This window comes from Kocuria sp. WRN011 (assembly GCF_002295155.1).
Lineage (GTDB): Bacteria > Actinomycetota > Actinomycetes > Actinomycetales > Micrococcaceae > Kocuria > Kocuria carniphila.
In genome coordinates, this window is the sequence record NZ_NSGI01000001.1 from 400,255 (window position 1) to 413,071 (window position 12,817).

Genomic DNA, 12,817 nt, shown 5'->3' on the forward strand with positions numbered 1-12,817 from the left:
GGGCCGTGCTCGTTGGACCTAGCTCGCAGACCCTAGACGTACTGGTAGACCAACACGGCCAGTGCGTACAGCACCGTGAATCCGAGGTTGACCAGCCCACACTGTTTGAGCACCGGGATCAACGCCCGGCGTTCCTTGCTCTTGAGGACCGTGATACTCGCGGCCAATGCCAACGGGGTCATCGCGTAGACGAGCAGCACCCACGGGTTGTAGGGCACCAACAGCAGCGGCAGCAACATACCCACGGCCATCTCCGCGGCGAACGTCAAACGCGCCGTGGAATCACCCAGGCGCACTGCCAGGGTCTTCTTGCCTACCTCCCGGTCACCCGGGATATCGCGCACATTGTTGGCCATCAACAGGGCACACGCGAACAAGCCCGTGGAGATTGCCATGATCCAGGCATCGAGGTTCAACCGACCGGCCTGCGTGAGCGTGGTGCCCAGCGTGGCCACGGGGCCGAAGAAGATGAACACGAAGATGTCACCCAGGCCCAGGTAGCCGTAGGGTTTCTTGCCGCCGGTGTAACCCCACGCGGCGAAGACGGCGGCGACACCCACGATCGCGAACCACCACTGCTGGGAGACCACGACGAGTGCCGCACCAGCCAGCGCCGCGAGCCCGAAGCACAAGAACGCCGCGCGCTTCACATGCGAGGGCTTCGCCGCTCCGGAGCCGGTGAGTCGCAGGGGACCCACTCGCTCGTCGTCGGTGCCGCGCACGCCGTCCGAATAGTCGTTGGCGTAGTTCACGCCGATCTGGAGGAACAGCGCCACGAGCAGCGCCAGCCCGGCGTGACCCAGGTGCACCGCGTGCATCTGCTGGGCAGCGGCGGTACCGGCGATCACGGGAGCAGCGGCCATGGGCAGGGTTCTGAGACGTGCGCCCTCTACCCACTGTGCTGGCGTGGCCACGGACATACCTCCGAAAACTGGTGAATTGAACCGCGTTATTGTCTCATGCGTTGGAAAGTTTATTGAAAGCCCAGCTAGCGGAAGATCCGGGTTGCGGCCTGTCGATCCGGTTTGCCCGTGGCGAGCATGGGGATTTCACTGACTTCGCGCCAGTGCTTGGGAACTGCGGCGGAACCGTGCTGTACACGGATCAGATCACGAAGTTCTGCACGTAGCTCGTCAGAGAGTGCACCCTCGCGGGGTACCACCAGCGCTGCGACGGCCTGGCCCCACTCGGCGTCCGGAACCGGCACCACGAGCGCCTGCCGCACTCCCGGGTGCGAGGCCAGGGTGGCGGTCACGACTCCTGCGGAGACTTTGATGCCGCCCGTGTTGATCACGTCGTCCGTGCGACCCAGCACGCTCAACGATCCGTCCTCGTTGGTTCGCCCCAGGTCATCCGTGCGGTACCAGCGCCGTCCGTCGATCACGCGGAAGTGCTCGCCGGTCTGCCGGGGGTCCTCCAGATAGCCTCCGGCAATGACGTCGCCGCCCAGCCAGATGCGCCCTTCTTTCGGCCCGTGGCTAGGCGGGGAAGTGAAGTGCGAGAGGTCGAGAGCGGCGTCGTCGGGGACGGTGCGAATCTCGACGGCATCCAGGGGCCGGCCGTTGTAGACGCAACCGCCACACGTTTCGGACATGCCGTACGTGCTGACCAAGGCGAGGCCTGCGCTGTCGGCTAGCTGGGCGAGGGTGGGCGAGAGTGCGGAGCCTCCCACGAGAATCGCGTCGAATCGTGCGAGGGCGGCCACGGCTTCCGGGTGGGGAGCGGCGTCGGCGGGATCTAGGATGCGTTGCAGCTGGGTGGGGACCACGGACACGTAGCGCGTCTCATGACTCATGCCCGCCGCGGCCCGCGCGAAACCGTCCGGTGTGAACGGCCCGGGACCCATGACAACGGGCGTGGTGCCCGCGAGTACGGACCGGGCGAGCACCTGAACGCCCGCGACGTAGTGCGAAGGGAGACACAGGAGCCACTGACCGGGGCCGGACGTGGCGCGTTCGGTGGCGCGGCCCGATGCCGTGAGCGCCTCGGTGGTCAAGACCGTTTTCTTGGGGCGGCCCGTGGAGCCGGAGGTGGAAACGACCACCGCCGGTTCGGGGCGGGACAGCGCCTGCTTCAGCGGCCCGAGGAGACCCAGTGGGTCGCCCGCCACCGGACCGTCGAAGATGACCGTGTCCGTCGGCAGGTCCGCCGTACTGGGTACGGGCAGTGGCTCTCCGGGAAGCTCAGGCATCAAAAGTAGTAGGGGAACGCGGACCAGTCCGGGTCGCGCTTCTGCAGGAACGCGTCGCGGCCTTCGACGGCCTCGTCGGTCATGTAACCCATGCGCGTGGCTTCGCCGGCGAAGACCTGCTGGCCCACCATGCCGTCGTCCGGGAGGTTGAACGCGTACTTGAGCATGCGCACGGCCTGCGGGGACTGGGCGGTGATCTTGCGAGCCCATTCCAGCGCGGAGGTTTCGAGATCGGAGTGGGGGACCACCTTGTTGACGGCGCCCATGCGGAACATGTCTTCGGCGGAATATTCATCGGCCAGGAAGAAGATCTCGCGAGCGAACTTCTGGCCCACCTGGCGCGAGAGCAGCGCGGAACCGTAACCGGCATCGAAGGAACCGACGGTGGCGTCGGTCTGTTTGAACTTGCCTTGCTCGGCCGAAGCAATGGTCAAGTCGCACACCACGTGCAGCGAGTGACCGCCACCGGCCGCCCAGCCGGACACTGCCGCGATCACCACTTTGGGCATGGTGCGGATCAGGCGCTGCACTTCCAGGATGTGCAGTCGGCCGGCGCGAGCGGGGTCGATGGAGTCCGCGGTCTCACCCTCTGCGTAGTGGTATCCGTCGCGGCCGCGGATGCGCTGATCGCCGCCGGAGCAGAAGGCCCAGCCGCCGTCCTTGGCGGAGGGGCCGTTGCCCGTCAGGATGACCGCGCCTACGTCCGAGGACATACGGGCGTGATCGAGGGTGCGGTAGAGCTCGTCCACGGTGCCCGGGCGGAAGGCATTGCGGACCTCGGGACGATCGAACGCGATACGCACCCACGGCAGATCCTTGACCACTTCACCGTTGTCGTCTCGTTCGACGCCGCGGTGGTACGTGATGTCCTGCAGGTCCTCGAAGCCCTGCACCTGACGCCACTGCTGGGGGTCGAAGATCTCGGATACCTGCTCGGGAAGCTGCGCGTTGGTCATGGGTACCACTTTAGGCGGGAGGGCGAGCTGCCGTGGCACCCGGTGGGTCGTAGCGGACTCCCCGAGGGTTGGACGCGGTCAGCGCATAGATAAGAACGATGACCAGGCCCGCGATCGGGATGATCAGGGTGAAGAGCAAAACGGCGCTGGAATCAGTGTCGTGGAACCTGCGAGCGAGCAACGTGATGCTTGGAATGAGGTTCACCAATTGCCATGCGAACGGGAACATTCCGACGAACATCATCGTTTGCGTGAGAAGTTCCGGGGTGTCATTGGTAACGAAATGCGGCCCACCGATTGACAGCAGACGGCCAGCCAAAGTCCAGGCACCAGCAACGAGTGCCTGAAACAGAACCAGCCACCAAAACTCAGCCCGAGTGGCTCGCCCCCTGGTCCGAAAATAGTTCCGATAAAACAGCCGAACGGCCGTGGTGAACTGCCGCCACGGGGAGAGATCCATCCCACCCGACGGTAGATCATGGAACGACCGCGCATCTCGGTCCACGGAGGCATTTCTAACGGAGCTCGCCATCAGAACTCCTGGACGTCGCGGCCTCCTGGGCGCCTCGTCGATTGGCCATGACAACCGCGCATGCGCCGGTAACCATGGTCGTGAGGCTTAAGAATCCAGTCGCTAGGTTTCCTGCCCCGGTCAGCAGCATCATCAGGATGATTCCGGCCCCAACAATGATCGCCGCAACGCCCAATACACGGCCGAGTCTTGCGGTGGAATCCATCCGTTCCTCCTTTTCGGGGTTTCCACCGTAACAACCGTGTCCGAGGTCTCGGCAATACTTGAAACCATGAGTGCCGCCCCCTTTGACCTGGAACGGATTGGTCACGGCCTACCTTTCGCGGAGTCCGTGTCCGATCTGGAGAGTGCGCTCCAGCAGCGTGTCGCGGTGGTTCAGGCACCTCCGGGGACGGGTAAGACCACCTTGGTTCCGCCGGTGATCGCCAACGCTCTTGCCGACGACGCTCCCGCCTCCCAGCCCATTGGTCGCGTTGTGGTGGTGCAGCCGCGCAGGGTAGCCGCCCGAGCGGTGGCCCGCCGATTGGCTGCGCTGACGAGAACGCAACCGGGCGACGTCGTCGGCTGGAGTGTTCGTGGTGAAAGCACCACGAAACCGAGCACGCGCATCGAGTTCGTGACCCCCGGGATCATGCTGCGGCGCCTGCTGAGAGATCCGGACCTGCCGGGTACAGCGGCGGTGGTTCTGGACGAAGTGCACGAGCGAGGTGTGGAATCCGATCTATTGGTGGGCATGCTCGCGGAACTGCGAGAACTGCGCGATGACCTGACCGTGGTGGCGATGTCCGCGACCGTGGATGCCGCCCGTTTTGCCGAATTACTGGGCGCAGATGAACCCGCGCCGGTCGTCGATTGCCCGTCCGCGTTGTATCCGCTGAACGTTGAATGGGCCCCGGGGCCGCAACGCCTGGACGATCGCGGGGTGACTCCCGCGTTCCTGTCGCACGTGGCTCGCAAGGCTGCGGAGGCCCATTCGAAGGCTCTCAAAGTCCATGACGGCTCGGACGCCCTCGTGTTCGTGCCTGGCGCGCGCGAAGTCTCGCGCGTGGCATCCGAACTCCACAGGCTGTCCGACGCCGAAATTTTGGAACTGCACGGTCAGCTCTCGCCCCGGGAGCAGGACCGAGCGGTCGCTGGGCGCCAACCGGGGGATCCGCCGCGAATCGTGGTCACCACATCGCTTGCGGAATCGTCGCTGACGGTCAACGGGGTACGGCTGGTGGTCGACTCAGGCCTGGCGCGCCAGCCGCGGCGCGACGCGGGGCGCGGGATCTCGGGGTTGGTGACGGTCTCGGCATCGAAGGCCTCGGCCGAGCAGCGGGCCGGTCGTGCCGCTCGCCAGGGGCCCGGCACCGTGGTCCGCTGCTACGACGACGCCACCTGGGGCGCTATGCCGGCGCACACCGTTCCCGAGGTGCGCACCGCCGACCTCACGTTTGCTTGCCTGGCGCTCGCGGTGTGGGGCGCACCGGGCGGTGATGGACTGCGATTGCCGGATCCGTTGCCACCACGTGCTCGCGCGGACGCCGAAGCCGAGCTCATCCGGCTGGGTGCCATCGATGAGCACGGCCGCACTACTGACCTCGGTCGCGTCTTGGTGGACATGCCTGTGGAGCCCCGATGGGGGCGGGCCTTGCTGGACGGTTCGGCTCTGGTCGGGCGGCGTGCCGCTGCGGAGGTTATCGCCGCAATCGCCGACGGCGCTCGCATTCCGGGGGCAGACATTCCCGCGTTCGTGAGGCGGTTGCGTTCCGGCGGGGGAGCGGAGTCCGCACGGTGGAAGCGGGAAGTGTCCCGGTTGGAACGGATCTCTGGGGACCACAGTTCCGTGGCTGAAGCGGACGCTGTACGCGCTAGTGCTGTGAGTAGTGCTCCTGTGGAGGGCAGCTCGCACGGCGAGGTGGCTCGCGATGTGCGGGAGGGCGCCGTCGTCGGCCTGGGGAAACCCGAGTGGATCGCCAAGCGGATGGACAAGGCAGGAGAGCAGTGGCTGCTGGCATCGGGAACTCGCGCGGGGCTCGAGCCGGGGAGCCCGCTGCGACAGCACGAGTGGCTCGCTGTCGCGGAGCTCAGCCGCGCCGCAGGGAAAGTAGCGGCGGGCACCGGAGCGGTGATTCGTGCGGCCGCGCCACTGGATGAGCCCACGGCGTTGCTCATTGCGGGGTTGTTGGCCACCGAGGAGACCCGCGGAACTTTCGAGAACGGCAAAGTTCGAGCGCGCCGAGTGCGAGCCATCGGAGCAATCGAGCTTTCGTCCACGCCGGTCGCTGCCGATCCCACAACCGCACTGCCCGCCGTGCGGAGCGCACTGCACAGTCAGGGCCTGGAACTACTGCCCTGGGACGACGCCCCTCGCTCACTCCGCGCGCGCCTCGCCTTGTTGCACCGGCAACTGGGTGATCCGTGGCCGGCCATGGATGATTCGGCACTGCTCGACCGGCTCGACGAATGGCTGAGCGTGGAATTACAAGAAATCGCTCGAGGAGCGTCGCTGCGGTCGATCAAAGTGGCTGATGCGCTCCGCAGGCTCTTGCCGTGGCCGGAAGCCAGCCGGCTGGAGGAGTTAGTGCCGCAACGGTTGGCGGTGCCGAGTGGGAACACGGCGCGGATCGACTATCCGAAGGTCTATTCGCTGGACGAACCCGAGCAGCCTCCCGTGGTGGCCGTGAAATTACAAGAATGCTTCGGTTGGGCAGACACGCCGCGATTGGTGGACGGTCGGGTGCCCGTGCAGTTCCATCTGTTGTCTCCAGCGCGGCGGCCGTTGGCGATCACCGACGATTTGAAGTCGTTCTGGTCCGGCCCGTACCAGCAGGTTCGCTCCGAAATGCGCGGCCGCTACCCGAAGCATCCCTGGCCCGAAGACCCCTGGAACGCGGTGGCCACGGCTCGAACCAAGAAGCGAAGTGGTGGGTGAAGGTCGGCCGACAAGGTCATGAATTCGCTAGCGGTCGCCCAACGCGAGGATTGCTTGGGAAGAGGCCCGAACGGCGTCGTCCATCCAATCCGGAATGGTTTGGCGGGAAGCGATGTATGGGCGGACCAAACCGTAGGGGCTCTCTTCGCAGGCCGTGAGCATCAGAGTTTGATGGAACTCATCTGACGTGCCATATCTGCGAACGGCGAGCTCTTTCAGGGCAGCTATAACCGGGTGGTTGATCCGAGACACGTCATCTCGGAGTTCCTCGGGTCCGTGGGTGACCAGTTCGTGCTGTCGATAGAGAGTCATGGCAGCTGCGTCATGCGGGTGCTGTCGGCAGAACACAGGAATATGCACGGCACAGTCGATCGCGGCCTGGGCGGGATCCTCGCCGGCTGCTGCTGCCAGGAACCCCTGATGGAAGCGGCGGATGGATCGGATCCACAGATTCACCAGCAGAACGTCACGGGACGAGAAGCGGTGATATAGCGAACCGGTAGGTCCGCCCAGCTCGCTGGCAATCTGCACGAGGGTGACATCCCGGCCACGGTGGGCCACCGCGCGCGCGGCAGCGTCAAGAATGTCCTCCGTTGTGAACTTGGAAGGTCTTGCCACGCGTGCACCTCAGGTCTAGTTTTAAAATATGAATTCTAAAATGGGGATCGAGCCCAGCTCTCCACTCAGTCGAACCCTATCCAATGCCGCATTTCGCGAGTATCACTGCGCGGTCATCGATTCGTCGGTTGACAATGTGTGGGTCGAGCTACATGACCTTCGGTGGCTGGACCTCACTGCCGCCAGGCCACTCCTGTTGGCTCGCGGATTTGGGATTGCCGGACTTATGCACGCCGGCTGCCTGGAGATGTTCATGCTCAACGGCGCGAGTGAGGAATCAGCACCACGCCGGTTCACTGTGGTGATGGTGGGTAAGCCGTGGAGCCCTGTACCTGCATCAGTCCCCGTCTCATCATTGGCCGAGTGCCGACAGTTTTCGGCCCCCGGATGGCTCAAGTACGGGATGGACTGGACACTGACCGAGCTGGGGGATGATCGGACGTTGCTTGAAACCACCACACAGTGTGAACCCACGGACCGCAGTGCCCGATTGAAGTTCTCGCTGTACTGGGCTCTCATCCGAGGATTCAGCGGCCTGGTCCGGCGGGACATGCTGGGCTCCATCGGCAGGCTCGCACGAGGGAAAAGCCGCGTACCTGCCGTCTGATCGACCGTACGACCCGCAACGTCGAGGATTCTGGCTTTACTGTCGATCAGTTTGCAGCGGCCCTGGGGGTGGGTTTTTACGTCGATCAGCGTGCAATGGTCCCGCGAAACCGCCCAAGTTGAGTCTTGATGTGATCTTGGTTACGGTAGCCCTACCGCTTTTGCCCGGCGTGCCATCTCTCACGCGTAGGTCATCAAAGCACTGAACTGGTGCCGCTTGTCCTGGGGCTCTCTACTGGCAGCTGACCCGCTCCGACCGCTTCATCTCTCAGGTTGGTTCAGGCGCTCGGCTGACCCGCGCTTTCACCGCACAGCAGCTGCGGAAGCGTGTCCGTTCTTAGACACAGATCGAGAAGTGAATCATGTCCACCACCCTGTCAGAAACCATCGAAATGACCATTACGACCACTGAGAATCCCAAGGTTGGTCCGGAGCTGGCCCGTTCGTGGCTGCTCGTCAACGGTGCGCAGCCCGCGCGCTTCGACGTGGCGGCGAACAGCGCAGCGGATGTCGTGGTCCTCGATGTCGAGGACTCGGTGGCACCGGCGGACAAAGCCGCAGCCCGTCAGAACGTGATCGAGTGGCTGTCCTCGCGCAACGAACGCCACGAACTCAACCACGGGTGGGTCCGCATCAACGGTTTCGGCACCGCATGGTGGGAGGAAGACCTCCGCGCCCTGCGCGAAGCTCCCGGGCTGGAAGGCGTCATGTTGGCCATGACCGAATCCCCCGAACACGTGACTCGCACCGCGGAGATGCTGCGGGGAACCCGCATCGTTGCACTCGTGGAAACAGCCCGTGGCGTGCAGAACCTGCAGGACATTGCCACGGCGCGCTCCACCTACCGCCTGGCGTTCGGCATCGGCGACTACCGCCGTGACACCGGTTTTGGCGAGAGTCCCATGGTGTTGGCCTATACCCGTTCGCAGTTCACCATTGCCTCGCGTGCGGCCAATCTGCCCGGCCCGATCGACGGACCGGCCGTGGGCGCACTCGGTGCCAAGCTCGCGGAGGCCACCGGTGTGACCTCCGAATTCGGCATGACCGGCAAGCTGTGCCTCATGCCGGAGCAGACCGCCACGGTCAACGAAGGCCTGTCCCCGAGCCTGAACGAGCTGTCCTGGGCCACCGACTTCCTACAGGAGTTCGAGGCCGACGGCGGTCAGATCCGCAACGGCTCCGACCTACCCCGTCTGGCTCGTGCCCGTAAGGTGTTGGGCTTGGCCACCTCGTTCGGCATGAGCATCCCGGAGGGCTATGACGTGCACTTCGAGGCTCCCACCGATACCTATCACTGCTAGTCACCGAGCGCTCGGCCAATAACGCGCCGAGAAACACGAGGTGGTTGACCTCGTCACACGAACTATCCCCGGTGCGGCGGATACGTCACAATGGACTGTGGCAAGACCACATGACCACTGCAGCTCAGACACCACGTGAGCCTGCGGGACGTATCTGCCGTAACCGGGGAGTTTCCATGACCACCAGCACTGAAGCCACCGTCCGTAGAACCAAGATCGGCATTGTGGGAGCGGGGTCGGTGGGAACCTCGCTGGCGTACGCGGCCATGATCCGCGGCACCGCGACCGATATTGCCCTGTACGACCTCAACACCGCCAAGGTTGAAGCCGAGGCCCTGGACCTCTCCCACGGCCAGATGTTCGCTTCCGACACCCGCGTGGAGGGCTCGGATGACGTGGCCGTGCTCAAGGACTCGGACGTCATCCTGATCACCGCCGGCGCCAAGCAGAAGCCCGGCCAGACTCGCCTGGACCTGGCCGGTGCCAATACCGAGATCCTCAAGACGCTCATGCCGCAGCTCCTGGAGCACGCGCCCAACGCGATCTGCGTGCTCGTGACCAACCCGTGCGACGTGCTCACCGTGGTCGCTCAGAAGATCACGGGGCTGCCGTACCGCCAGGTCCTGAGCTCCGGCACCGTGCTGGACACCTCCCGCCTGCGTTGGATGATCGCCAACGAGGCCCGCGTGAACACCACCAGCGTGCACGCATACATCATCGGAGAGCACGGCGATTCCGAGTTCCCGGTGTGGTCCTCCGCTTCGATCGGTCAGGTGCCGCTGCGGGATTGGGAGATCGACGGCCGCAAACCCTTCACCGAGCAGCGCCTGGCGGAGATGACCGATCAGGTGGTCAACGCGGCCTACAAGGTGATCGAGGGCAAGGGCGCCACCAACTACGCGATTGGTCTGTCCGGCATCCGCATTGCCGAGGCCATCTTGCGTGATCTGCGCTCAGTACTGCCTGTCTCCTCGATCCTGGACGACTTCCACGGCATCAGCGGGCTTGCGCTGTCCGTCCCGTCCATCGTGGGCCGCCGCGGTGTGGAGCAACCGCTCGCGATCCCCATGGGTGAGCACGAGGAACAGCAGCTGCGCGATTCGGCCCAGGCCATGCGCAAGGCCCTCGCCTCGCTCGGCTTCTGAGCCTACTTAGCGGACCACGCCTCGGTGTGTTCCCCGGCCACCCGACCAAGGCGCGTGATGGACGACGACGCCGCGAGCGCCGTCGTTCTCGAAAGGTCACGGGCTAGAAGGGGCACGGAAGGACCCGCTCACCCGTCGGTGGGTGGGTCCGTATCGTCACGGGGCACGGTCACGCGTTTCATGAGATCGGCAAGGTATCGCGCATCCGGGTGCCGCATGAGGGACAGGTGCTGCGCGGTGATCGGAACCTCGTCCGCGGGCCGGTTCTGGCCGATCTTCGACTTGAACTCCACGGACCGGGGACGCAGCCGGAAACCCGCGATGACTCTGAGAAGCCGATGCATTGAATCCTCCGCGCTGTCGTTCATCAGCCACGGCCCGGAGGAACTGCCGGGCGCCGCGGTATCGGGCCCCTCCTGGCGCGGGCGCACTCGGTTCTCATGATGGTCGATGAGCCGCCGCAGATGATCCTCCAGCGCGGGCTGGTCCATCATGGTGGCTTGGCCGCGAATATGGACGGGCTCGAAATCGTAGGTGGGTAATCCGGCGTGGGTATACCAGTCCGGGCTGATGTATGCGGAGGGCCCGGGGAAGATCAACAACACCTCCCGGCCCGCGGCCAGATCCGTGTGCAACGGATCTGCCAAGGGGATGTGGCTTTCGACGACCACGGAACCATCGGGCTCCCGAACCGCCAGCATCGGCATATGTGTGGCCACCAGCTCGGAACCCACAATGATCCCCAGAGGGTAGTCGGCAATGAGATCGGCGAAGTCATGACCGGCCACGGGTTGGTAGAGCGGATTGATCAGCATGACTGCATTAACTCTGTGATCGGGGCATAAAGCAAGGGGCCCGCTCACCGTGTGGTGAGCGGACCCCTTGCTTCATCGGCGGGGAAGGAGCCCCGACAACGGGTGGAACTTAGCGGCGACCGGTGGCGACGTCGGACTCGACGCGGGTGGACGTAGCGGCTTCCGTGGGTGCCTGGTGAGGGGAGTTGGCCAGGCGCACGGCCTCGTCGAACTCGGCCTCGATCTCAGGATCACGCTTGTACGTGGCCAAGGAACCGACGATCGCGGCGAACATGCCCAGGAAGAAACCGGGGATGATCTCGTAGAGTTCGCTCCACGGGGTGTACTGCCACACGAACACGGTCACGGCGCCCACGATCATCGCGGTGATCGCGCCGGTGTTGGTGAGCTTGCGCCAGAAGAGGCTCAAGACGACCACGGGGCCGAACGCGGAACCGAAGCCGGCCCACGCGAAGCTCACGAGCTCCAGGATGGTGGCGTTCTGTTCCCACGCGAGAGCGGCAGCGACGATGGCCACCAACAGCACGCCGGCGCGGCCCATCCACACCTGTGCCTTGGGAGAAGGGGTCTTCTTGGAGGCCAGGTTGTACAGGTCCTCGACCAACGCGGAGGAGGAAACAATCAGCTGCGAAGACACGGTGGACATGATGGCGGCCAGCACGGCGGCCAGCACCAGGCCGGCCAGGGCGGGGTGGAACAGGATCTGGGACAGATCCAGGAACACGGCCTCGGGGTCGGTGGGCTCCTGATCCGGGCGGTTACCGAAGTAGGCGATACCCACCAGGGCGGTGGAGGTTGCGCCGATCACGGTGAGGATCATCCAGCCCACACCGATGCGGCGGCCGGACTTGGCGTCGGCCGGGCTGCGCAGGGCCATGAAACGCACAATGATGTGCGGCTGACCGAAGTAACCCAGGCCCCAAGCCAGTGCGGAGATGATGCCCACGGCGGTGCCGCCGGCCAGCAGGGACAGGGCATCCGGCTGGGCGCTCTGGATACGGTCCACCATTTCGGCGGGACCGCCCACCATGAACAGGCCCACAATCGGAACCATGAGCAGGGCCAACAGCATGAGCAGACCCTGGAAGAGGTCTGTGTAAGAAGCGCCCAGGAAGCCACCGAAGAAGGTGTAGAGCACGGTCACGCCCGCGATCAGCAGCATGCCGACCAGGTAGGAAGAACCGAACGAGGACATGAAGAACACGCCGCCAGCGACCATGCCGGAGGAGACGTAGAACGTGAAGAAGACCAGGATGATCACACCGGACACCACGCGCAGCACGCGGGTGTTGCCCTTGAGTCGGTTGTCCAGGAAGGACGGGATGGTGATCGAGTTGTTGGAGACCTCGGTGTACGCGCGCAAACGCGGCGCCACGAACTTCCAGTTCAGCCAGGCACCAATGGTCAAACCAATGGCGATCCAGGCTTCAACCATGCCCGCCAGGTACACAGCACCGGGCAGACCCATGAGCAACCAGCCGGACATATCCGAAGCGCCCGCAGACAGTGCGGCCACGCCGGGCTTGAGGTTTCTACCGCCCAACATGTAATCGTCGAGGTTCTTTGTCTTACTGTTGGCCCACAGGCCAATCGCGATCATGCCTAAGAAATAGATCACAATCGCGATGAGTTGATACGCCTGGTCGGACATAGGTGTACCTTCCGGTGCGAGAAATTTGGACGGCGTCCACTGTATGGGACGTTATTTAGCTACCCAAAGCTGTTAAGTGTCATCG

12 protein-coding genes are annotated in these 12,817 nt (G+C 64.5%); 4 read left to right on the forward strand and 8 right to left on the reverse strand.

The annotated features are described in order from the left end of the window. Nucleotides 1-32: 32 nt before the first annotated feature. The 5 genes from CKW39_RS01885 to CKW39_RS01905 form a co-directional block, all read right to left on the reverse strand. On the reverse strand, nt 33-914 hold the full coding sequence (locus tag CKW39_RS01885; protein WP_095796650.1) for a 1,4-dihydroxy-2-naphthoate polyprenyltransferase: 882 nt from the start codon (nt 912-914) through the stop codon (nt 33-35). Nucleotides 915-988: 74 nt separating this feature from the next. After that, nucleotides 989-2,191, reverse strand: a complete 1,203-nt coding sequence (locus tag CKW39_RS01890; RefSeq protein WP_095796474.1) for an AMP-binding protein — start codon at nt 2,189-2,191, stop codon at nt 989-991. Next, on the reverse strand, nt 2,191-3,147 hold the full coding sequence (locus CKW39_RS01895) for a 1,4-dihydroxy-2-naphthoyl-CoA synthase (protein ID WP_095796475.1): 957 nt from the start codon (nt 3,145-3,147) through the stop codon (nt 2,191-2,193). Before CKW39_RS01895 ends, CKW39_RS01890 begins: the two co-directional genes overlap by 1 nt. Before the next feature lie 10 nt (nt 3,148-3,157). Continuing rightward, a complete protein-coding gene (locus CKW39_RS01900; RefSeq protein ID WP_095796476.1) occupies nt 3,158-3,679 on the reverse strand; it encodes a DUF805 domain-containing protein in 522 nt (173 codons plus the stop codon). Further along, a complete protein-coding gene (locus tag CKW39_RS01905) occupies nt 3,663-3,884 on the reverse strand; it encodes a hypothetical protein (RefSeq protein WP_095796477.1) in 222 nt (73 codons plus the stop codon). The genes CKW39_RS01900 and CKW39_RS01905 overlap by 17 nt, the downstream gene beginning before the upstream one ends. Before the next feature lie 66 nt (nt 3,885-3,950). Here CKW39_RS01905 and hrpB point away from each other — a divergent pair, with 66 nt between their 5' ends. Then, nucleotides 3,951-6,596, forward strand: a complete 2,646-nt coding sequence (gene hrpB / locus CKW39_RS01910) for an ATP-dependent helicase HrpB (protein ID WP_095796478.1) — start codon at nt 3,951-3,953, stop codon at nt 6,594-6,596. Between the two features lie 27 nt (nt 6,597-6,623). Here the strand turns inward: hrpB and CKW39_RS01915 are convergent, their stop codons facing one another. Continuing rightward, nucleotides 6,624-7,214, reverse strand: a complete 591-nt coding sequence (locus CKW39_RS01915) for a TetR/AcrR family transcriptional regulator (RefSeq protein ID WP_095796479.1) — start codon at nt 7,212-7,214, stop codon at nt 6,624-6,626. A gap of 226 nt (nt 7,215-7,440) precedes the next feature. On the opposite strand from CKW39_RS01915, the gene CKW39_RS01920 reads away from it, so the two are divergent. The 3 genes from CKW39_RS01920 (at nt 7,441) to CKW39_RS01930 (ending at nt 10,266) form a co-directional block, all read left to right on the forward strand. Next, a complete protein-coding gene (locus tag CKW39_RS01920; RefSeq protein WP_143469921.1) occupies nt 7,441-7,821 on the forward strand; it encodes a hypothetical protein in 381 nt (126 codons plus the stop codon). A gap of 361 nt (nt 7,822-8,182) precedes the next feature. Next, the gene (locus CKW39_RS01925; RefSeq protein ID WP_095796481.1) at nt 8,183-9,121 is read left to right on the forward strand and encodes a CoA ester lyase; all 939 of its coding nucleotides are present in this window, start codon (nt 8,183-8,185) and stop codon (nt 9,119-9,121) included. Nucleotides 9,122-9,297: 176 nt separating this feature from the next. Then, a complete protein-coding gene (locus CKW39_RS01930; RefSeq protein WP_095796482.1) occupies nt 9,298-10,266 on the forward strand; it encodes an L-lactate dehydrogenase in 969 nt (322 codons plus the stop codon). Nucleotides 10,267-10,394: 128 nt separating this feature from the next. Here the strand turns inward: CKW39_RS01930 and CKW39_RS01935 are convergent, their stop codons facing one another. Together CKW39_RS01935 and putP are read right to left on the reverse strand one after the other, a co-directional pair. Next, entirely contained in the window at nt 10,395-11,081 is a 687-nt protein-coding gene (locus CKW39_RS01935; RefSeq protein WP_095796483.1) for an FMN-binding negative transcriptional regulator, read from the reverse strand. A 109-nt stretch (nt 11,082-11,190) separates the two neighbouring features. After that, complete coding sequence (putP, locus tag CKW39_RS01940; RefSeq protein WP_095796484.1) at nt 11,191-12,732, reverse strand: sodium/proline symporter PutP; 1,542 nt, start codon at nt 12,730-12,732, stop codon at nt 11,191-11,193. Nucleotides 12,733-12,817 lie beyond the last annotated feature (85 nt).

Excerpts from the sequence above, each read along its gene's own strand:
- CKW39_RS01890 (WP_095796474.1), bottom strand. The coding sequence starts at position 2,191 with ATGCCTGAGCTTCCCGGAGAGCCACTGCCCGTACCCAGTACGGCGGAC.
- CKW39_RS01895 (WP_095796475.1), bottom strand. The coding sequence starts at position 3,147 with ATGACCAACGCGCAGCTTCCCGAGCAGGTATCCGAGATCTTCGACCCC.
- CKW39_RS01900 (WP_095796476.1), bottom strand. The coding sequence starts at position 3,679 with ATGGCGAGCTCCGTTAGAAATGCCTCCGTGGACCGAGATGCGCGGTCG.
- CKW39_RS01905 (WP_095796477.1), bottom strand. The coding sequence starts at position 3,884 with ATGGATTCCACCGCAAGACTCGGCCGTGTATTGGGCGTTGCGGCGATC.
- hrpB (WP_095796478.1), top strand. The coding sequence starts at position 3,951 with ATGAGTGCCGCCCCCTTTGACCTGGAACGGATTGGTCACGGCCTACCT.
- CKW39_RS01920 (WP_143469921.1), top strand. The coding sequence starts at position 7,441 with ATGCACGCCGGCTGCCTGGAGATGTTCATGCTCAACGGCGCGAGTGAG.
- CKW39_RS01925 (WP_095796481.1), top strand. The coding sequence starts at position 8,183 with ATGTCCACCACCCTGTCAGAAACCATCGAAATGACCATTACGACCACT.
- CKW39_RS01930 (WP_095796482.1), top strand. The coding sequence starts at position 9,298 with ATGACCACCAGCACTGAAGCCACCGTCCGTAGAACCAAGATCGGCATT.
- CKW39_RS01935 (WP_095796483.1), bottom strand. The coding sequence starts at position 11,081 with ATGCTGATCAATCCGCTCTACCAACCCGTGGCCGGTCATGACTTCGCC.
- putP (WP_095796484.1), bottom strand. The coding sequence starts at position 12,732 with ATGTCCGACCAGGCGTATCAACTCATCGCGATTGTGATCTATTTCTTA.